Source organism: Fibrella musci, from assembly GCF_041321105.1.
Lineage (GTDB): Bacteria > Bacteroidota > Bacteroidia > Cytophagales > Spirosomataceae > Fibrella > Fibrella musci.
In genome coordinates, this window is sequence record NZ_JBGGWD010000003.1 from 396,688 (window position 1) to 418,128 (window position 21,441).

Sequence of the window (21,441 nt, forward strand, 5' to 3'; positions counted from 1 at the left end):
TGGCCTCTGATTTGACACGTACCCAGGTATGCTGTACAAAACCATCTATATTTTGCTTGCCTCACTAGCCGCTACGAGTGGGTTCTCGTTTTTGGTAGCCCGTTTCTGCGAAGCCGGCGAAAAACCAAAAACCAGCGCCAGCGCGACAGAGGTACGTACAGTCAATGCACACCCCAAACTCCGCTTCGATTCACCCGTTGAATACACTTTCGCCAGCGACGGCACCAACCGCATGTTTGTGGTTGAGCAGGCTGGCCGAATCAAGGTGGTCGATCAGGCCAGTAATGCGCCCGTCGCGGACACTTACCTCGACATTCAGAAACGCGTAGCCTATGGCGGCGAAATGGGTTTGCTGGGCCTCGCCTTTCACCCTGACTTTGCCAAAAACGGCTTTTTCTTCGTCAACTACACCAAAGACAATCCGCGCGAAACGGTCATCAGCCGGTTCAAAGCCAGTAGCAAAGACGCCCGGCAGATCGACCCGGCTTCAGAGGTCGTTCTTCTGACCTATCGGCAACCTTACGCCAACCACAATGGGGGCAAGATTGCTTTCGGCCCCGACGGCTACCTATACATTGGCGCAGGCGATGGTGGCAGTGGCGGCGATCCTCAGAACAACGCGCAGAACAAAGCCAGCCTGCTGGGCAAAATGCTGCGTATCGATGTGAATAGTACCGAAAAAGGGCACTATGGTATTCCGAAAGACAATCCGTACGTTGGTAACAAAACCGGCTGGCGCGAGGAGATCTATGCCTACGGGCTGCGGAATCCGTGGCGTTTTAGTTTCGACAAGCAAAACCGCCTTTGGGTTGGCGACGTGGGGCAGAACAAGATTGAGGAGATCGATGTCGTCACCAAAGGCGGTAATTATGGCTGGCGTATCCGCGAGGCCAACGCCCCGTACAAAAACGGCGAGCAGGCCACCGACCCGCTGATCGATCCCATTTACGAGTACACCCACAACAACGGTGACGTGTCGGTGACAGGTGGCGTCGTATACGAAGGGAAGGCGATCCCGGCATTGGCCAACAAATACCTCTTTGCCGACTATGCGAGCGGCCGGGTATGGGCCCTAACGCCCACCGGACGCAACAGCGCCACCACGCAGCAGGTGCTTGATCGGGCGGGCACGATTTCGGCGTTTGGTGAAGATCGTGCGGGCGAAGTGTACCTCTGCGATCATGGTGATGGCCGCATTCTGAAAGTGGTGGCCGGGAAGTAGCGGAGTCAAATCGTGTCGTTTAGCGAATTAAATCGGTAGAGTAGTCGTTATCTATACTCACCGACGTTAACGAACACGCTGCTGACTGCATGACTAAACCATTGCTGATTGCCCTGTCGTTTTTTTGTCTTTCGATGACAGGCTCTGAAAAGCCCAACACGTCTTCAACTCCGCTGACTGTAACCGCCGAAAAGGCCACGTCAGCTTTCACCGTAGCACCCTCAACCCATACCAACGAAGCCCTCGTTCTTTATGATGAGCTAGGCCTTGCCGCCAGTGGACTCAGCCGTGATGTCTATGCATTGGCGCTGAAAGGCATGCAACGTATGGCCGCTGCCCGGCCGCTGCTGTCAATCGTCGACATGAGCCAGCCGTCGAGTAAGAAGCGCCTGTATATCATCGACTTGGCTAAACATAAGTTGCTGTTCAACACCTACGTAGCGCACGGGCGCAACTCGGGAGAGCTACTACCAACCAAGTTTTCCAATACTAATTCGTCATACCAGTCGAGCCTTGGTTTTTACCAGACAATGGGGCTGTATCAGGGCAAACATGGCCTGTCGATGCAGTTGAAAGGGCTGGAACGGGGCTGGAACGACAACGCCTTCTCGCGGGCGATCGTGATGCATGGCGCCGATTATGTTTGCGAAGATTTCATCAAGCGCACCGGCCGATTGGGCCGCAGTCAGGGTTGCCCCGCTGTCTCGCCCACCGAGTGTGCCTCAATCGTGAAAACCATCGCGGGTGGTTCGTGCCTGTTTATCTATTCGCCCAACGAAACATACCTGAAAGAGTCGACCTTTCTGAAAGGGTAAGTCAATTTAGGTACGTTTTCAGCCATCCCATTTTTTGTCATCCCGACGCAGGAGAGATCTTAAGGTTTCCCAACTTGGGAGTAAGGATGCTTTAAGATCCCTCCTACGTCGGGATGACAAAAAACAGGATGGGCAAGAATAACGGGACCAGTATTTACCGGGCGGCCAGATCCATTTTCTTTTCGAGGCGGTACACGTCTTTGTAATACACCAGCTTGCCCTGATCGTCGACGTCGGCCAGTAGGTACGTGACAAACACCGGGAACGGCTTCGGCAGCTTGAACGATTTCGGGGTCTGGTCGACGAGGCAACGATTGTAGAATCCTTCGTCAAATTTGGTAGCGCCCAGCACGAAGTTGGCTAGCTCCACCGGCTGTTGCACCCGCACACAACCGTGGCTGCGCCAGTGATTGGTGGTCTGGTCGAAGAGTTCGCGGGCGTTGGTATCGTGCAGGTAGATGGCGGGCGGTCCGTTGAGCACGAATTTGATCAGGCCCAGCGAATTGTGGCAGCCCGACGTTTGCCGAAACCGGTACGGAAAATCGCTGGCCGACACATTCTCCCAATCAATCGACTCCGGATCGACCGGCTCGTTGCGGGCATCCAGTATCTGCATATTCTGGCTGTCGAGGTAGCTGGCACTGGCCTTCACTTTCGGCAGGATCTCCTTCTTGGCAATGCTCTCAGGTACGTTCCAGTACGGGTAAGCCACAATCTCGGTCAGGTTGCAGTTGAAGCGGGGCGTGGCTTTGTCGGCCTTCCCCACAATAACATCCATCGGGAGGGTGCGCTGTCCGGCTTGGTTATACACCACCAGCCGCGCCGCCGGAATATTCACCAGAATAAACTGCTCGTTGCTAAAGCGGCTGAGGTAGCGGTAATAATTGAGCGTTCGTTCGATCGCCTTCCGCTGCTCGGGCGTAGCCGTTTGCCGCGCCTGCTGATACTGCGCCAGCAGGGCTTTGTAGGGAGCGAACCGGGGGCCCTCGGTTTTTAGCGCAGCCGCCACATTGCCAGCCCGCAGGGCTTTGCCCACCACCGCCGTGTCGACCGTCTCGGTCAACTTGGCAAACGACTGATCGTCGGGTTCATGCCCATACCGGATTTCGGTAATCAGCTTTTCGAGCGTTTGGCGGGCTTCGGCGGGGTTGCTGTTGGCAAAGCGCGTGCTGTCGATACCGAGCGAATCGGCATAGCGGCGGGTAGCCTGCAACTGTGCGGGCCAGTTGGGGCCAGTCGGCTTTTTGTCGGAACAGCGGATGAAGGTCAGGGCCAGCAGCAGCGTTCCCAGCCGACCCAGTTGTATCCAGTTTCTGCGTTGAGTCATATAGTAAAGACGCACCACAGGCCAAAAATGTTGTCAGGACTTAGCCTACTGACGCCGCAGGTACGTGCCAGAGCGCACGCAATCAGCGCGTTGGGGCAGCCGTAGGCACCTTCGGAATGGGCTTGCCGAAGTTGGGGGTTCCGTCGGCGTTCCAGGTAAAGGCCTGAATGTGGGGCGCCCGTTTGTTGCCACAGCCATCGTTAGGGTTGGCGTTGGCGTGGTAGATCATCCAGTTTTGCCCGGCACCATCCGTAAAAAAGCCACCATGACCCGGTGCATAGACGCCGTTTTCGGGTGCCTGCACAAAAGCGGGTTGGGGGTTCTTGGTCCAGTTTTTCGGGTTCAGCAGGCTTCCTTTGCCCTTGTAAGTGAGCAGGCCGAGGCAGTAGTCGAGCCAGCAGGCGTTGGCCGAATAGGCCAGGAACAGGCGACCATCGTGTTGCAGGGCCTCGGGGCCTTCGTTGACCCAGATTTGCGGCACTTCGCCATTTTTCTGCCAGTCGGCCGGTACGTCGCCGTGTTTTTCCCAGTCATATTCCGGCTGACTGATCTTGTGACGCCGTCCTTTTTTCAGCGTCCAGGGGTTGGTCATTTCGCCAATGAAAATATCCTGACGCCCGTTTTTCCGGCCTTCCCACCCCGACCAGACGGCGTAGCGTTTACCGCGAAAATCGAACACACTCATGTCGATGGCCCAATGGTCGTCGGCGTCCCCGATTTTGCCTTTCACCGTCCACGTACCTGTGAAGGGATCAGCGGCGGGGTTCTCGATCACCCACACGCGGTGGCTCAGGTTATTGAGCGAGTCGGCGGAGAAATAAACGTACCAGCGATCGTCGAGGTGATGAATTTCGGGTGCCCACAGTTCTTTGGAATAACCCGTACCGGCGGGGGGCGTGAAGATCACCTTGCGTTCGGCCTGCCCCAGGTCGGCCAGGTTTTGGGTACGCCAGAGCGTGAGGTCGCGACCAGTGGTGTTCATGTAGTAATACCAGCCGTTTTTCTGCAACACCCACGGATCGGGGCCCGATGGCTTCAGCGGATTGGTAAAGGTCGGCTGGGCAAGGGCCGTCAGCGTTGTCAGGTACGTTAGCAACAGCGCAATCAGGTACGTTTTCATTGGAAAGGAGGCGTTTAGCAGGCAACAAAAAAGCCGTTCATGACGTAAAGACATGAACGGCAAAAAATTGCCCTGTGACGGGCAGAAATCTAGGGTGTAGGCAGGGGGCGTTACAGTTTCAGCCCAAACCGCTCGCCCAATTGTTCCAGTTGCTGCACCACCGTTTCATGCACGGGAATGCCCGATTGCAGGCGTTCGGCTTCCATCAGCCGTTCGGGATCGCCGGGCACCAGCACCTGTTTCCCTTCCACCGCCTTGGCCGACCGGAACCGCTGAATCCAGGTATCCATGTGGTTTTTGAAATCGGCGGCGGGTCGGAACGCATCGACGCGCATAGCTCCGAAAAAATGGCCCGTACCCACGCCCACACCTTCGTTGGCGCTCATGAAGCCAGCCGTCGCGAAAGGAGGTACCCAAGGGCCGTAGTTGGCGCCCGACAGCACACCCGAAAAAATATCGACGATGGCTCCCAACCCATAGCCTTTGTGGCTACCGTGCTCGCGATCGGAGCCCAGCGGCAGCAGCGCTCCGCCATTCTTTACCGCGTTTGAGTCGGTCGTGGGCTGCCCGTCGGCATCCTGCGCCCAGCCCAGCGGGGCGGGTTGACCCTTGCGTTGCAGAATCTCCAGCTTCCCGTAGGCAACGGCCGTCGAGGCAAAATCAGCCAGGAAGGGCGGCTCGGTAGCAGCCGGAATCGCCACGGCAATAGGATTGGTGCCCAGCAGTTTGTCGAGCGAAAACGTGGGAGCTACCAGTGGCGCGGCATGAGTCATGGCCTGCCCGATCATGTCGTGGTCGGTGGCCAGCAGGGCGTGGTAACCGGCAATGCCGAAATGGTTGGAGTTGCGCACGGCCACCCAGCCCGTGCCGGCCACGCGTGCCTTCTCGATTGCCACCTGCATGGCCCAGGGCCCCACCACCAGGCCCAGCCCGCGGTCGCCGTCGACCACGGCAGTCGATGGGGTTTCGTGGACGATTTTGATGTCGGGCGTGGGGTTGAGCCGGCCGTTGTCGTAGAGCCGAACGTACCCAGGCAGGCGTGCCACCCCGTGCGAATCGACGCCGCGTAAATCGGCAGAAACCAGCACATCAGCGGCTAAACGGGCGTCGGCTTCCGAACAACCGATGGCCCCAAAAATCTGCTCGGTAAACGAGCGAAGCGTATTGGCTTGAATCATAGGGGTAAAGATAACAGGGAATGGCGGGGTTGGCAGAGCGGCTTCGGCACAGGGATTGTATTCAACCCACTTGCTCCCCCTGCCACCCCCACCATTCCCTGTTATCTTTACCCCCATGAGACATCCATTCACAAGTCGGCTCATCACGTACTTTGGTCGGGGCTTATTGGCCATCGTCCCGCTGGGGCTGACCATCTACATCATCTACAGCGTTTTTATCTGGGTCGATGGGCTGGTGCATATCGACATCCCCGGCATTGGGTTTCTGATCGTTACCCTGCTGATCCTGGGGTCGGGTGTGCTGATTTCCACCGTCATTCCGCAATCGCTGGGCGGTTTGTTTGAAGGGTCCATCCGGCATCTGCCGCTGGTTAGCCTTATCTATTTTTCCGTCAAAGACCTCATCTCGGCCTTTGTGGGCGACAAGAAGAAGTTCAATCAGCCGGTGCTCGTTACCATCAATCGGGAAGCAGGCCTGTGCAAAGTGGGGTTCCTGACGCAGACCGATTTGAGCCACCTCGATCTGGTCGACAGCGTGATGGTGTATATGCCTCACTCCTACGCCTTTTCGGGTGAACTGTACGTGGTGCCTACCGCCAACGTCAAGCTACTCAACATGGCATCGGCCGACGCCATGAAGCTGATTGTATCGGGTGGCGTTAGTAGTAAATGACCCAAAACCGGGGCGCTGCCTCGTCCTTTCCAACCTTTACCGGATTCGTGGGGTTATGAACACGTGAACCGTTGATCCCATGAAACCCGCCTTTCTACTGTTAAGTCTTTGGTTACTGTCGCTGGTAGCGCGTGCTCAACCGGGCAGTGTGCCGGGCGTGCGTATGCAGGAACCACCCCTCCGCAGCACAACCGCGCCGGTTGCTTACCCTCCATCTACCGATACGCTGCCCGCTTTTCTGGCGGCCGACTCGACCAAACGTCCCGCTCCCCACACCCGCTACCTGGCGGTCGACCGCACGGGCCTTTTCGGTAAGTTTCGGCGGTACCGGATTTTCCCCGGCGAAACCATGGCCTTCCGCACCTGGTCCGACGGGCAGAAGTACCGCTACCCGTTGATGAGCGTAAGCGACACAGCATTTACCATTGCTTTTCAGAACGAACTCTACGATCAGGCACAGCCCCTTGGTTTCCCGCTCGCCGATGTACGGAAGGTCTATTTGCGGCGGCAGATCCCGTTCGTCAATCAGGCGGCTTACCTGCTGCCCGCCGCGGGGATAATCTTTCTGGTCGCCGATTTTGTGAACCCGCGGGCGCTGGATGGGGGCGGTCGGTATGTTTTCGATAAGAAAGCGTTGATTCCTGCCGGTTTGCTCATCCTGGGGGGAGGCATCTGTTACAAACTATCGTATCGAAAATACCCGATCAATACCCGGAACCGGTTGAAAGTACTGTGGACGCTTTAGAGGCGGCTAAAATCCCAACCCGCAGGCTGGTTTTTTGACAAAAAATTTGTGGAACAATAATTCAACAGGCAGGTTGACACAGTCGCAATTTTCCGTCGGTAGGCTGAACTGGAAGTCTATTTATTCTCTATACTCGACACGGATAAGCGCCAACGATTCCTTGCAGTAGGTATTAATCGGCCATGTTACTGTCTGTTTTTAATCGAAAACTTCGTCAGTCAAGTGGCTAGTGCAGTCCGGTTTTCTGCAAGGCATATTAATTTACAATTAACTGATCAACATTTACTTACAGTTCATAGTAAAGACTATTGGGTGCTTAGTAGATTGACTGTCGCTCTAGTCTGTTTGTTGATCTGTTGCCCAAAGGGGCCGCTCAATAAACTTGAAAAACCCTATCCGTAGCCGTTGGTAGTTTTTTTAAGAACAGGCCGTTGACGCCGGCTATCTACTTCCAGATCGGATTCCGTTTCAGTGTCGTTTAAGCATACTTCCCACTAAAAAATGTTTAGAATTTAATTCTGCGATGTTGAACAAAATAACATAACTACCAATTTGAACGCCTACCTTTATACGCATTAACGGTTTCGTTAACCCTATGAGCCAGCATACCATCTATATTGCCGAAGACGACGAGGATGATCAGTTCCTGCTTCGCACCGCCTTCGCGTCGGCAAGCAAGGCGTGTGAGCTGGTTTTCTTCACCAACGGTGAGCAACTGCTCAATCAACTTCGGGAAACCGGTCCACGGCCCGCTCTGGTGTTGCTCGATCTGAATATGCCCGTGATGGATGGGTTTCAGACCTTGCAGTATCTCCGGCAACAAGATGCTTACCGCACCCTACCCGTTGTGGTATTAACCACCTCCAGCCAGCGCGATGATGTCATGCGGGCGTATTCGCTGGGTGCCAACTCCTTTATTACAAAGCCCAACCAGTACGTTGATTTGGTAAAGACAGTACAGCATCTGCAACAATTCTGGCTGAATCTGGCGCAGATTCCCCCGGCCAATCCTCAACCCGCTATCGGCTAATTGGCCCGGAACCGGCGTTTTTTTCGTTGCTTTGCAGCATGAATGCCGTTACTGTAACGCCCACTGGCCAACCGATTCAGGCCACCATCGCCCTTACCTCGTCGAAAAGCGAAAGCAACCGCGCCCTGATTCTCGACGCCCTCACCAACTTCCGCTGCCACCTGCATAACCTGTCGTCGGCCCGCGATACGCAGACCATGATTCGCCTGCTCCGCGCCGATGATGCCATCGCCGACGTGCTCGACGCTGGCACCACGATGCGGTTTCTGACGGCCTACTTTGCCTTGACGGGACAAACCAAAACCATGACTGGCACGGCCCGCATGTGCGAGCGGCCCATTGGGTTGTTGGTAGAAGCTTTGCGCGCCTTGGGGGCTGATATCGCCTATCTGGGCAAAGAGGGCTACCCGCCGTTGCAGACACGGGGCTTTCAGTCGACGGGCCTACAGGAATTGAGCATTCGGGGCGACGTCAGCAGCCAGTATATCTCGGCGCTGGCTATGCTGGCCCCCTACCTGCCCAACGGACTGACGCTGAATCTGACAGGTACGTTGGGTTCGGTGCCCTACATCACCATGACGTTGCAGCAAATGGCTGCGTTTGGTGTTCAGCCCGAAGCCGACTGGCAGGCACAGCGCATTCATATTCCGGCAGGTACGTATCAGCCTACCGACTACACGATCGAGTCGGACTGGTCGGGGGCGAGTTACTGGTTTAGTGTAGTCGCACTGGCCGACGAAGCCGACATCGAACTGCTAGGGCTGAAAGACCAATCACTTCAGGGCGACAGCGCCATTGTCGGGATTATGGATCAGCTGGGTGTACAGGCAACGTACACGGGCACAGGATACCGGCTGACGAAGAAAGCCGCCGCCAGCCACATCACCGTCGATTTCACCAACTGCCCCGATCTGGCCCAAACGGTGGCTGTCTGTGCCGCCATCAAAGGGATTCCGGCCACGTTTACGGGCATCGAAAGCCTGAAAATCAAAGAGACAGACCGGGTACTTGCGCTCCAGACCGAGCTGCGCAAATTCGGCGCCGACCTTGTAGAAGTGGAGGCCAACCACCGCTACGACGTGCGGGCCGCCAACGTACCCCAGCCCGGTGCATCGCCCGTACGTATCGATACGTACGACGACCACCGGATGGCGATGGCTTTTGCACCCATTGCGGCCCGCTACCCGGTTATCATCGAAGAACCCGGCGTGGTGGCGAAATCGTACCCCTCGTTTTGGGACGATTTCAGCAAGGTCGCCGGGGTTGCCACGCTGTAATCACCGCACGGCCCACCAGAGCAGTGCCCAGCCAGCGATCATAAACAGCCCGCCGATGGGTGTAATGGCCCCCAGCCAGGTAATGCCCGACAGGCACAGTATGTAGAGCGATCCGGAGAAGATGAGTACGCCAATCAGGAAGCTATAGCCTGAGTAGCCCAGCCACTTTACCGCCGCCGGGTTACTGGCCATTTGCTGCATCAGCACGCCCACCAGCACAAGGGCGAAGGTGTGGTAAAAGTGGTAGCGCACCGCCGTTTCGAAAGTGTCGAAGCGGCCAGCGGCTTCCAGTTTGGCCCGCAGTCCGTGGGCGCCGAAGGCACCGATCGAAACGCCCAGTATGCCCAATACGGCCCCGGTCTGAAGAAAGAATTTATACATGAGGCGAGTTTGACGTTTATCGTTTAAGGTTTGATGTCGCCTGATACCACGTTAGCATAGGCGCAGGCAAACCTTAAACGATAAACGTCAAACAACTTTTTCAGTTTCGTTCCCCAAAAATAGCACTGCCGACGCGGACCATGGTGCTGCCTTCTTCGATAGCGATGAGGTAATCGCTGCTCATGCCCATCGAGAGTTCCGTCAGGGCAACGTTGGGGCGTTGAATCGGGCGCAGGGCATCGAAGAGTTGCTTCAGTTCTCGAAATTCCTCACGTACCTGGGCGTCGTCGTCGGTGTTGGTCGCGATGCCCATGAGGCCTATAATCCGAACGTGGGTTAGTTCGTCGAGGGCGGGGGCTTGCAGGAGGTCGATCGCCTCAGACGGGGCAAACCCAAACTTCGTTTCTTCGTCGGCAATAAAGATTTGCAGCAGACAGTCGATGACGCGGTCATGGCGGCGGGCCTGTTTGTCGATCTCGATCAGCAGCTTTTCACTATCGACCGACTCGATCAGGCTGATGAAGGGCGCGATGTATTTGACTTTGTTGGTTTGCAGATGCCCGATCTGATGCCAGCGCACATCGGCCGGGAGCAGCGGCTGCTTTTCGACCAGTTCCTGCACGCGGTTTTCGCCAAAATGACGGCACCCGGCGTCGTAGGCTTCCTGCAACATAGGCACAGGCTTTGTTTTCGTGACGGCAATCAGCGTAGCGCGACCGGCTAGCTGAGCGTCAATTTGTTGAATAGCGGTGGCAATAGACATTGGACGCGGTTTTACAATTTTTTATTTTTTGTCACCCCTTCACTACGAAAGGCAACCGATATAAGTACCGATTGAGCAGTCCCAACGGTCAAAATCAGGCCTTTCGCTCATCGCCGTTTGGGAAGAATGTGTGCCCTGCATTTGAGTTTAGTAAAGAATGCTGTAGTTTTTGGCCTCAGAAGAAGTGATTTACGCCGTTTGACTGACGAGGTGTAGGCTATACCAAAGGCGTAGGCTTCCTGCGTTGAGTAGTAATTGCTGGTATACACCTCCTATTCTGTACACTGTAAATCTAACCGCATCACCTCGTATCCTGTTATGGAACAAAGAACCGAAAAACGAAACAGCAGCCGTAACATCCTGTTAATCGCCCTCTTAGCTTTAGCCGCACTGAACGTATTGCTGCTTTATTTCTGGATTCAGGAGAAAGAAAATAACAAAACCAAAGATGCCACCATCGCCGCCAAGACCGAGGAGGTACTGGTCACGAAGATGAAGCTCGATTCGATTTCGGCGCAACTGGATGCAAAAATCGCCGAAATTCAACAGTTGGGCGGCAGCGTCGACTCGTTGTTGAAAGTTAAAGAGCAGGTCGAAGCCGATAAAATGCGCATCCGCGACGTTCAAAATTTCGACGCCCGTAAGTATCAGCAGAAAATTGCGCAGTACCAGAGCCTGCTGGCCGCCAAGGATGAAGAGATTGCCCGATTACGCGAAGAAAACGGAATTCTGAACGAAGAGAATCAGACGCTGTCGGCTCAGAACAACACACTCCGACAAGACAGGCAAACGCTGGTCGACACGGTAGCGAGTTATGCCTCCAAAACGAGAGCCGTGCAGGCGCAGAATCGAGAGTTGAGCGATAAGGTAACCGTGGCCGCCGCCCTACACGCCGACGATATTATGGTGACGGCCCTCAACGATCGCGGCAAGGAAAAAGACGGCGGCACCTACAAAGCCAAGCGGCTCGACAAAGTGAAGGTATCGTTCCGGCTGTCGCAGAACCCGCTGACCGAGAAAAACGCCAAAGACATTTACCTGCGTATTCTCGACCCGGCCGGTGCCGTTATTTCCGACATGGCTACGGGCTCGGGCGAATTTACGTATGCCAACAAAGACATGATCTATACGGCCATGCAACGGATCGACTACGACAACACGGGACAGCAGATATCGTTTGTGTATGGCCGGGGTGGGCAGCGTTTCAACGAAGGCCGCCATATCATCGAAATCTATTCGGAAGGCTTCCGCATCGGTCAGGGCGAATTTACCGTGAAATAGGCACTCTTTTCGGTAGTTTACCCAGCTAGTTTTTAAGCAAAAGACCCGGCCATATCGGTCGGGTCTTTTGCGTTGGTAGTATTCCCGTTGAGGCCTTACGGCTTCACGATCCGTACCACGATCGGTGAAACACACTTGGTCTGGCAGGGGCAGTCAGCAGGCGCAACCGTGACCACCACGTCGGTAATGCAGCTTCCGTCGTTGCTGAACAGGCGGACGGTATAATCCTGCGGCTGCGTTGGGTTGGGCAGGTTGGTGAAGCTAACCGTATTACCAGCCACGATCTTGTTGCTGGGCGCGCCAAACGCAGGTCCCGCCCCATAGCTACTACCCAGCACGATGTCGGCCCGCACAGTATTTTGCAGAGCGGTAAAGTCGATTCGGGCATTGTTGTTCGGTGTATTGCCCGTACAGGTAGCCAGCGTAAGGGTCGGGTTGGTCGTGTATGTCGGCGCACCCGTCACGGTCACCGTGGCGGCTGTTGTCGAGAAACAACTCGTTGGGAGGGTACAGGTAACCGAGTAGGTCGTCGTCGTGAGCGGGGCTACGAGCAACGTAGCGCTGGCGCTGCCCGTCGACCAGCGAACGGTGCCTCCCTCGCAACCGCTCAGCGTCAGTGAAACCGACGTACCGGCGCAGACCGTTGCCGAGTTGACCGTCAGTTGCGGCAGCGGGTTAACGGTAATGGCCTGGCTGACAACCGCTGTACAACCGTTGGCATTGGTTACCGTCACCGAATACGTACCTGTGCTGGTTACCGAGATGGTAGCTGTCGTTGCAGCCGTCGACCAGCGGTAGCTTGTACCGCCGCTCGCCGTAAGCGACACCACTTCACCCGCGCACACCACCGTGTTGCTCGCCGTGATGGTGGCTACTGGTGGGGCTGTGTTGTCGATGAGCGTTGTCGATGCCGTGACAAAGCAACCGTTGCCTGATGTTACGGTTACCGAGTACGTACCGGCAATCGACGTACTGAACGAAGCCGTGGTTGCCCCATTGCTCCAGCGGTACGTTACGCCAGTCGTGCTGGTTGCTGCGGACACCGTAGCCGTTGGTCTGGCGCAGGTGAGCGGTCCGTCGTTGCTGGCCGTCACATTTTGCGGAAGGCTAACATCCTGCGTAACCGTAGCCGTGGCTACAGCCGTAGCCGAGCAACCCGCATTGCTGGTCACCACGACCGTATACGTACCTGGTAGCGTTGCTGATGGATTCTGCACACTACTGGTAAACCCACCCGGGCCCGTCCAGCTATAGGTCGATGGCGCCAGATTCGACGTAGCTTGTAGCTGAACACTCGGGTTGGCGCAGGTTAGCACACCACCCGTCGCCGACACAACCGGCGGGATGCAATAGAAGCCGGCATCGACCGTGTTGTTGGTTTCGTTGGAAGCCAGCGTGTAGCTGCCCGTGCGGCCGGTGGCGGGATTGGCGTCTGAATCAAGCGCATCATTGCCCCCCTGATCGGCACTCGTCGCCGAGTAACCCGTCGGCGTTGTGAACTGAACCTGATAAGCCACCCCCGGCGTCAGGCCGGTAAAGCTATACAGTCCGCTGGCGTTGGTCGTCGTGGTAGCGATCAGCGTATTCGTAGCCGTGTACAGTTGCACAGTCACGCCACCAATACCCACTTCGTCGCCATCCTGGATGCCGTTGCGGTTCGCATCGGCAAAAACGCGATCACCCAGACTGGCCGGACGGTAGAAACCCGCATCGACCGTCAGGTTGTTTTCACCGGCCGAGAGCGTGTAGCTACCCGTGCGGCCAGTGGCGATGTCGGCATCTGAATCAAGGGCATCGTTGGCATTAGCGTTCTGGTTAGCCGTAGTCGGTATGTAGCCAGAAGGCGTACCAAAACCAACCACATACGAGAAGCCATTACCCGGCGTCAGGCCCGTGAAGCTGTAGAGGCCACTGGCGTTGGTTGTCGTGGTGGCAATCGGTGTTGCATTGCCGTTGAGGTACAATTGCACCAGGACACCGGCAATGCCTGGCTCACCGCCATCCTGAATACCGTTTGCATTGGTGTCTTCGAAGACAAAATCACCCAGGCTGGCGCAGGCCTGCTTGCTAACGATCGCCGTATCTGCTGCGGCACAGCCATTGGTCGTATTCGTGACCGTAACCGTATACGTCCCGATGATCGATACGGCTGGATTCTGGACGGCACTGGTAAAGCTGCCGGGGCCCGTCCAACGGTAACTAACCCCCGATGATGGTGTCGACGTGACCGCTAACTGAATGGTGCTAGCCTGACAGGCAATCTGTCCGCCCGTAGCCGAAACTACCGGCACAGTTATGTCCTGACTCAGCGAAGTCGACGTGATCGTGGTACAGCCGTTAATCGGGTTAGTAACCGTCACTGAGTATAGACCAGAGGTAGCGGTCGTGAAGCTTTGCGCCGTTGATGTGAAGCCTGCGGGGCCACTCCACCGGTAGGTTACCCCCGCCGTGCTGCTCGATACGGATATCGTAGCAGTGAGGTTCGTACAGTTCAGCGGACCCGTGTTAGTAGCCGCCACGTTCTGGGGAGCGACAATGTCCTGCACCACAGTGGTCGTCACGGCGCTGCTGCTACAGCCATTGGCCGTCACTACCAGCGTGTACGTACCGGGTGTGTTGGTGGTGAAACTCTGAGCACTGCTGACGAAGCCACTGGGCCCCGTCCAGCTATAAGTTGATGCCGTCAGGCTGGACGTACCTGATACGGTCGCCGGGTTGGCGCAGGTCGCCGTGGTGCTTGCCGCAGTGGCCACCGGAACCGGGTTGACCGTCACGGTGCCGCTGGCCGTAGCCGTACAGCCGCTGGCATTACTAGCGGTCACTGTGTAAGTGGTGGTGCTACCAGGCGTGACCGCGAACGTACCTGTGGTGTTGCTTAAGTTGCCGGGCGTCAAGGTATAGCTAGCCCCTCCTGAAGCAGTCAGTGTAGCCGTCTGACCAGCGCAAATAACGGTGCTGCTAAGTGTCGGTGCAGGCAGGGCGTTGACCGTGACGGTGCCACTGGCGGAAGCCGTGCAGCCACTGGCGTTAGTCACCGTCACCGAATACGTACCGGCGGTCGTCACCGGAATACTGGCTGTGGTCGCACCGGTTGACCACAGGTACGTCCCCCCCCCGCCCGCGGTGAGCGTGGCGGTTTGCCCGGCACAGATCGCCGTCGTGCTGGGAGTCACACTGGCCGTGGGCAGGGCATTGACCGTAACCGTGCCTGAAGCCGCGGCCGTACACCCGCTGGCGTTAGTTACCGTCACCGAATACGTCCCGGCGGTCGTCACTGGCAGGCTGGCCGTGGTGGCGCCGGTTGACCATCGATAACTCGTTCCTCCGCCCGCCGTGAGCGTGGCGGTTTGCCCCGCGCAGATCGCCGTGGTGCTGGGTGTCACGCTGGCGGTGGGTAAGGCGTTGACGGTGACCGTACCGTTGGCGGTGGCCGTACAGCCATTCGCTCCTGTGACGACAACTGTGTAGGTGGTGGTGCCACCCGGCGTCACCGTAAACGTACCGGTGTTGTTACTCAGGTTACCGGGATTCAGCACGTAGCTTACGCCGCTACCCGCCGTCAGTGTAGCGGTTTGGCCTGCGCAGATAGCCGTCGATGATAACGTGGCCGTGGGGGCGACGGTATTGCTGGTTACAGTGGTCGTTACAGCGCTGCTGCTACACCCGTTGGCCGTCACTACCAGCGTATACGTACCGGGTGTATTGGTGGTAAAGCTCTGAGCGCTGCTGACAAACCCACTGGGGCCTGTCCAGCTGTAGCTCGAACCCGTCAGGCTTGAGCTACCCGACACCGTAGCCGCAGTGGCGCACGTGATTGTTCCACTGGTTGTGGCCGTACCTACCGGGTTGGGGTTCACCGTCACGCTGCCCGAGGCAACCGCCGTACAACCTACCGCATTGGTAGCCGTTACGCTATATACAGTCGTACCGGTTCCGCTGCCTACGATCGTAGCGGTGTTTCCTGTTGAGCCCCCAACTTGCGTCAGGCCTGCCGAGAAAGCATAGGTAGTAAGCCCCGATGTGGCAGTCAGCGTAGCCGTTTGGCCAGCGCAGACCGTAGCCGACGACAACGTAACCGCTGGTGGAGCCGTGTTGCTGGTCACGGTCGTGGTGGTAACCGCTGTACAACCATTGGCGGTACTGGTCACCGTCACTGAATACGTACCGGCCACCGCGATAGCAAAGCTTTGGGCACTACTGGTAAAGCTGTTAGGTCCACTCCACCGATACGTGACGCCCGCCGTGCTGCTCGACGCCGACACCGTGGCGGTAGGCTGTGCACACGTGATGGGCCCGTTGTTAGTGGCGGCTACATTTTGGGGAGCGACAATATCCTGCACCACAGTGGTCGTCACGGCGTTGCTGCTACAGCCATTGGCCGTCACTACCAGCGTATACGTACCGGGTGTGTTGGTGGTAAAGCTCTGAGCACTGCTGACGAAGCCACTGGGACCCGTCCAGCTGTATGTTGATGCCGTCAGGCTGGACGTACCTGATACGGTCGCCGGGTTGGCGCAGGTCGCCGTGGTGCTTGCCGCAGTGGCCACCGGAACCGGGTTGACCGTCACGGTGCCGCTGGCCGTGGCCGTACAGCCGCTGGCGTTGGTTACTGTTACCGAATACGTACCGGCCGTGGTTACCGGAATACTGGTTGTGGTCGCGCCTGTTGACCATCGATAACTCGTTCCTCCGCCCGCCGTGAGCGTGGCCGTCTGCCCGGCACAGATTGCCGTGGTGCTGGGCGTCACGCTCGCCGTGGGCAAGTCATTGACGGTGATCGTACCGTTGGCGGTGGCCGTACACCCGCTGGCATTGCTGACCACGACCGTGTAGGTAGTAGTGGCCGCGGGCGTGACAGAGAACGTACCCGTGGTGTTCACCGCCCCAGTGTTGACCAGCGTATAGCTCGATCCACTCGTGGCAGTCAACGTAGCGGTCTGGCCCACGCAGATAGCCGTGCTGCTAAGTGTCGGTGTAGGGAGGGCATTAACCGTGACGGTGCCTGAAGCCACGGCCGTACAGCCGCTGGCGTTGGTTACTGTTACCGAATACGTACCGGCCGTGGTTACCGGAATACTGGTCGTGGTCGCGCCCGTTGACCACCGGTAACTTGTTCCCCCGCCCGCCGTGAGTGTGGCGGTTTGCCCGGCACAGATCGCCGTCGTGCTGGGCGTCACGCTCGCCGTAGGCAGGGCATTGACCGTGACGGTGCCGCTGGCGGAAGCCGTGCAGCCACTGGCGTTGGTCACCGTCACCGAATACGTCCCGGCGGTCGTCACCGGAATACTGGCCGTGGTCGCACCGGTTGACCACAGGTATGTCCCCCCCCCGCCCGCAGTGAGCGTGGCGGTTTGCCCGGCACAGATCGCCGTCGTGCTGGGAGTCACACTGGCCGTGGGCAGGGCATTGACCGTAACCGTGCCTGAAGCCGTGGCCGTACACCCACTGGCGTTAGTTACCGTCACCGAATACGTCCCGGCCGTGGTTACCGGAATACTGGTCGTGGTGGCGCCCGTCGACCAGCGATAACTTGTTCCTCCGCCCGCCGTGAGCGTGGCGGTTTGCCCGGCACAGATCGCCGTCGTGCTGGGAGTCACACTGGCCGTGGGCAGGGCATTGACCGTGACTGTACCGTTGGCCGTGGCCGTACACCCGCTGGTGTTGCTAACGATTACCGTGTAAGTAGTCGTAGCCGCGGGCGTGACCGAGAAGGTACCCGTGGTGTTCACCGCCCCGGTGTTGGCCAGCGTATAGCTCGAGCCCCCCGTGGCGGTCAGCGTGGCCGTCTGGCCCGCACAGATCGCCGTGCTGTTGAGCGCAGCCGTGGGCAGCGCGTTAACCGTCAGTGTGCCACCAGCCACCGCCGAGCAGCCGATACGGTCGGTGATCGTTACCGAGAAAGTGCTCGTTGTCGTCGAGTTAATGGTAATGCTGGTCGAACTTGCCGTGGTGGTCGTTGGTCCGGAGATCGTTGTATTGGGCGAACTCGACGCATACCGGTATGTGATTTGCGGGTTGGCGTTCGTCGTCGTGATTTGCACCACGCTGGTAGCCCCCGAGCAGGCCGTCAGGCTCGAGGGTGTAAAGACGGTAGTAGCGGCACAAGGGCAATAAAATTGCACGAAGTGTGGACCGCTCAACCCGCTGACATTTCGAGAGGTTATTTCTGTTCCCGACGAATTATAAACCTGTATTATATTTTCTCCAAAGTCGGCCACATACAGAAATCCGTCCGGGCTCCAGTTCAGGCCCTGATAGGGGTTAGAGCCGGCATCCATATTGACGAACGTGGTGGGAACTGTCACGAGACCTGGCGCAAATCGCTCAATTCGAGCAGCATAACTAGCCGCTGTTGCGTTACCGACAAACACAACAACATAGATTAATCCATCAGGACCAAGCGTAATACCGCGCGGCGTTGCTCCTGTATACGACGTTATAAGCGTAGGCAGGCTTAGGGTCGTGTAGTTATTCGAGAACGTGTATCGTTCGATACGACCCAACTGCCCGGCGGCATTCGATATGGTGCCACGTGTCACGTACATATCCGTTCCTACAAACTCAATACCAAGCACGTTTTGGCCAGTGAGCGTAACCAAGGTGAACGTGTTCAGTACGACACCATTATTAATATTTATTCGCTTGATGGAGTTGCTGTTGTAGTCGGCTACATACATGTTACCATCAGGCCCAATGACCATCCGCTCGGGGAAGCTTAAACCAGAGGTGAAGTTGCCCGTGCCGTATTGAGCGCCCGTTATGGGATTATACTTTCGGATGAAACCAGCCCCAGCAGTTCCCCCCGCTCCATTGGCGACATACAGTGTATCCCGATACAACAAAATCGAGTTAGGGTTATTTAGCCCGGCACCACTAGCAACCAGCGAACCCGAAAAGGTAGGGGTCGTCGTTATGTTGGTATACGTGGTTACGTTGCTGGTCGAATAGTTAGCCACCAACAGTTTGGCATTTGTACATATCTGGGCATTCGCTTCTGTTCCTTTGCCCACAACCCAAAGCAGTAGCAGCAATGCACCAATAAATCGGATATTGCTACTTGTAAGTTTAAGACTGAATTTGGATAAGCGATTTTTTGGTAAACGATTCACCATTTAGTTAAATGACAAGGTAGGTGTATGCGCTAAGAGTACGCAAAACATATGCCACCAATGTCCACTTTCGCACGCACAACACACAAATAGTTTACACTGTGACATAAGAAGTTAACCTTAAACTATTAAGTGAGTACGTATATAAGACAACACGAATCAGAAGTCGCTTGCACGCATACAATCTATTTCTTACCTTTGCGGCCTCATTTTAAATAACTTACTTCTATCATGTTCCAAAAGAACTACGAAACGGTGTTCATTTTGACTCCCGTTTTATCTGAATCTCAGGTAAAGGACGCCGTTGACAAGTATCGTACCCTGCTGACCAGCGCCGGGGCCGAGATTGTCCACGAGTACAGCATGGGTTTGCGGAAGCTGGCCTACCCGATCAAAAACAAGAATACGGGCTTCTATCAGGTGTTCGAGTTCCAGTGCGAACCGTCACTGATCGACAAACTGAACGTTGAGTACCTCCGTGATGAGCGCATCCTGCGCGATCTGACGATCGTTCTCGACAAGCACGCTATTGACTACAACGCCCGCAAGCGGAACGGTCAGATTGGGAAGAAAAAAGAAACGGCAGAAGCAAAATAACCATGAGCCTCCAGAACGAATCGCTGAACAGCGGCGAAGTCCGCAAGAAATACTGCCGCTTCAAGAAAGCCGGCATCAAATACATCGACTATAAAGATCCCAACTTCCTGCTGAAGTTGTTGAACGATCAGGGTCGTATTCTGCCCCGCCGGATCACGGGCACCAGCCTTAAATACCAACGTAAAGTGGCACAGGCCGTTAAACGGGCGCGTCACCTTGCCTTACTCCCCTTCGTAGCCGACTCACTGAAATAGCGTTTGAGGTTTGAAGTTTTTCGTTTGATGTTGGCTCCGCCTCCAAACGTCAGACTTCAGACGTTAGACATCAAACCTTTTTTGAAATGGAAATCATTCTCAAGACCGATATCACTGGGTTGGGGTATAAGAACGACATTGTTACGGTGAAACCCGGCTATGGTCGTAACTACCTGATCCCGCAGGGGTTTGCTATGATGGCAACGCCCTCAAACAAGAAAATCGTAGCCGAAAACATCCGTCAGGCTGCCCACAAAGTCGAGAAAATCAAGAACGACGCCGTGGCCCTGGCCGATCAGATTGGCGATATGAAACTGACCATCGCGGCTAAAGCTGGCGAAACGGGCAAAATCTTCGGCCGCGTGACCAACACGCAGATCGCCGACGCCCTTCGTGAGCAAGGCATCGACATCGACCGGAAGAAAATCACCATCGAAGACGTGAAAACGCTGGGCGAATACCAGGCGACGATCGATCTGCACAAAGAGGTGAAGAAAACCGTAACCGTCGAGGTTGTAGGCGAGTAATTGCAAACCGTACAGGTTTAAGAAAAAACGGACTCAAAAGGTCCGTTTTTTTGTTTTCCAGGTATGCAGTTTCGTACCGAACTAACGCCCGACAAACTTCCTGTTTCGCTTCAACTGACCGACCGGATTGTTACGGTTGGCTCGTGTTTTGCGGAGGTAATGGGGCAACGCCTCGCCGACCATAAGCTCAACGTACTGGTGAATCCGCTGGGTACGTTGTTCAGCCCGGCGTCGATCAGTCAGGTCCTTACCTTGGCACTCACGGAACAGGCTCCCGCCCCCGAGGGCTACGTGCAGCGCGATGGTCTCTGGTTTCACTATGATTTTCACTCGTCGCTCTGGGCCACTTCGCAGGAAGCGCTGGCGGCGTTACTGCACGAACGCCTTCAACAAGTAGGCCACGCGTTGCGGCAGGCCAACTGGCTCTTGCTCACGCTGGGTTCGGCAGTGGTATACCGGCACCGCGAAACGGGGCGCGTCGTGGCCAACTGCCATAAGATGCCGGGTACGTTATTCGAGAAATATTTATGCCAGATCGACCACGTTCGCGACGACCTGACACGCCTGCTGCGACTGGTCCGTCGGCAGAATCCTCAGCTACAAATCGTACTCACCGTCAGTCCGGTACGGCACGTGCGGGATGGGCTGGCGCTCAATGGAGCGAGCAAAGCGCTGCTGCGAACGCTCTGCGCCGAACTGCCCGTCTGGCACCCACAAACGCACTACTTTCCGGCCTATGAACTCGTGCAGGACGATCTGCGCGATTACCGGTTCTACGAAGCCGACCTGATTCACCCCAATGCGCAGGCGCACGACTATGTCTTCGCCAAATTTGCCGACAGCGCATTTTCGCCCGACCTTTGCGCCTTCGTTACGGCCTGGAGTCAGATCCGGCGCGCGATGGCGCACCGGCCCCTGCACGGCCCCACCGACGCCCATCGGCAGTTCCTGCAAACCCTGCTGAACCGCTTCGATACCCTACCCGTTACGATAGATACCACGGCCGAACGAGCCGACATTGAACAACGCTTAACAGGATTATGAACTAGGCATATGAGCTATGAATTGGTCTGTACAACGAATACTGGCTGGTAGCTCCGCTACTCCATAATTCATAATCCCTATTTCACCATCCTCCAGAG

General features: G+C 56.4%; 17 protein-coding genes. 11 read left to right on the forward strand and 6 right to left on the reverse strand.

The window, feature by feature from the left end:
• Positions 1-28: 28 nt before the first annotated feature.
• Complete coding sequence (locus ACAW74_RS11470; RefSeq protein WP_370698341.1) at positions 29-1,222, forward strand: PQQ-dependent sugar dehydrogenase; 1,194 nt, start codon at positions 29-31, stop codon at positions 1,220-1,222.
• Between the two features lie 89 nt (positions 1,223-1,311).
• The gene (locus ACAW74_RS11475) at positions 1,312-2,037 is read left to right on the forward strand and encodes a murein L,D-transpeptidase catalytic domain family protein (protein WP_370698342.1); all 726 of its coding nucleotides are present in this window, start codon (positions 1,312-1,314) and stop codon (positions 2,035-2,037) included.
• 154 nt (positions 2,038-2,191) lie between these two features.
• Here ACAW74_RS11475 and ACAW74_RS11480 read toward each other — a convergent pair whose 3' ends face one another.
• The 3 genes from ACAW74_RS11480 to ACAW74_RS11490 form a co-directional block, all read right to left on the reverse strand.
• Positions 2,192-3,364: a L,D-transpeptidase family protein gene (locus tag ACAW74_RS11480; RefSeq protein WP_370698343.1), complete on the reverse strand. Its 1,173-nt coding sequence runs from the start codon at positions 3,362-3,364 to the stop codon at positions 2,192-2,194.
• Between the two features lie 82 nt (positions 3,365-3,446).
• Positions 3,447-4,484 carry a glycoside hydrolase family 43 protein gene (locus ACAW74_RS11485; protein ID WP_370698344.1) on the reverse strand — a complete coding sequence of 346 codons (1,038 nt, stop codon included), beginning with the start codon at positions 4,482-4,484 and terminating at the stop codon, positions 3,447-3,449.
• A 110-nt stretch (positions 4,485-4,594) separates the two neighbouring features.
• Positions 4,595-5,662, reverse strand: coding sequence for an Ldh family oxidoreductase (locus tag ACAW74_RS11490; RefSeq protein ID WP_370698345.1), 1,068 nt, complete (start codon positions 5,660-5,662; stop codon positions 4,595-4,597).
• 115 nt (positions 5,663-5,777) lie between these two features.
• Here ACAW74_RS11490 and ACAW74_RS11495 point away from each other — a divergent pair, with 115 nt between their 5' ends.
• From ACAW74_RS11495 to ACAW74_RS11510, 4 genes are all read left to right on the forward strand, one after another.
• On the forward strand, positions 5,778-6,335 hold the full coding sequence (locus tag ACAW74_RS11495; protein WP_370698346.1) for a DUF502 domain-containing protein: 558 nt from the start codon (positions 5,778-5,780) through the stop codon (positions 6,333-6,335).
• Positions 6,336-6,414: 79 nt separating this feature from the next.
• Positions 6,415-7,080, forward strand: coding sequence for a hypothetical protein (locus ACAW74_RS11500; protein ID WP_370698347.1), 666 nt, complete (start codon positions 6,415-6,417; stop codon positions 7,078-7,080).
• A gap of 595 nt (positions 7,081-7,675) precedes the next feature.
• Entirely contained in the window at positions 7,676-8,110 is a 435-nt protein-coding gene (locus ACAW74_RS11505; protein WP_370698348.1) for a response regulator, read from the forward strand.
• A 38-nt stretch (positions 8,111-8,148) separates the two neighbouring features.
• Entirely contained in the window at positions 8,149-9,387 is a 1,239-nt protein-coding gene (locus ACAW74_RS11510) for a 3-phosphoshikimate 1-carboxyvinyltransferase (RefSeq protein ID WP_370698349.1), read from the forward strand.
• Here ACAW74_RS11510 and ACAW74_RS11515 read toward each other — a convergent pair whose 3' ends face one another.
• Together ACAW74_RS11515 and ACAW74_RS11520 are read right to left on the reverse strand one after the other, a co-directional pair.
• Positions 9,388-9,768 carry a DUF423 domain-containing protein gene (locus ACAW74_RS11515; protein WP_370698350.1) on the reverse strand — a complete coding sequence of 127 codons (381 nt, stop codon included), beginning with the start codon at positions 9,766-9,768 and terminating at the stop codon, positions 9,388-9,390. It lies immediately after the preceding gene.
• 100 nt (positions 9,769-9,868) lie between these two features.
• Positions 9,869-10,531 carry a YggS family pyridoxal phosphate-dependent enzyme gene (locus ACAW74_RS11520; RefSeq protein ID WP_370698351.1) on the reverse strand — a complete coding sequence of 221 codons (663 nt, stop codon included), beginning with the start codon at positions 10,529-10,531 and terminating at the stop codon, positions 9,869-9,871.
• 318 nt (positions 10,532-10,849) lie between these two features.
• Between ACAW74_RS11520 and ACAW74_RS11525 the strand changes: the two genes are divergently transcribed.
• Positions 10,850-11,812 (forward strand): DUF8428 domain-containing protein, encoded by a 963-nt coding sequence (locus ACAW74_RS11525; RefSeq protein WP_370698352.1) that lies wholly within the window; start codon positions 10,850-10,852, stop codon positions 11,810-11,812.
• 95 nt (positions 11,813-11,907) lie between these two features.
• Here the strand turns inward: ACAW74_RS11525 and ACAW74_RS11530 are convergent, their stop codons facing one another.
• On the reverse strand, positions 11,908-18,768 hold the full coding sequence (locus ACAW74_RS11530) for an SdrD B-like domain-containing protein (protein WP_370698353.1): 6,861 nt from the start codon (positions 18,766-18,768) through the stop codon (positions 11,908-11,910).
• Between the two features lie 384 nt (positions 18,769-19,152).
• Here ACAW74_RS11530 and rpsF point away from each other — a divergent pair, with 384 nt between their 5' ends.
• From rpsF to ACAW74_RS11550, 4 genes are all read left to right on the forward strand, one after another.
• A complete protein-coding gene (rpsF, locus tag ACAW74_RS11535) occupies positions 19,153-19,518 on the forward strand; it encodes a 30S ribosomal protein S6 (RefSeq protein WP_015333893.1) in 366 nt (121 codons plus the stop codon).
• Positions 19,519-19,520: 2 nt separating this feature from the next.
• Positions 19,521-19,772, forward strand: a complete 252-nt coding sequence (rpsR, locus tag ACAW74_RS11540) for a 30S ribosomal protein S18 (protein ID WP_015333894.1) — start codon at positions 19,521-19,523, stop codon at positions 19,770-19,772.
• A gap of 86 nt (positions 19,773-19,858) precedes the next feature.
• Positions 19,859-20,299, forward strand: coding sequence for a 50S ribosomal protein L9 (rplI, locus tag ACAW74_RS11545; RefSeq protein ID WP_015333895.1), 441 nt, complete (start codon positions 19,859-19,861; stop codon positions 20,297-20,299).
• 63 nt (positions 20,300-20,362) lie between these two features.
• Positions 20,363-21,343, forward strand: coding sequence for a GSCFA domain-containing protein (locus ACAW74_RS11550; RefSeq protein WP_370698354.1), 981 nt, complete (start codon positions 20,363-20,365; stop codon positions 21,341-21,343).
• Positions 21,344-21,441: the final 98 nt, after the last annotated feature.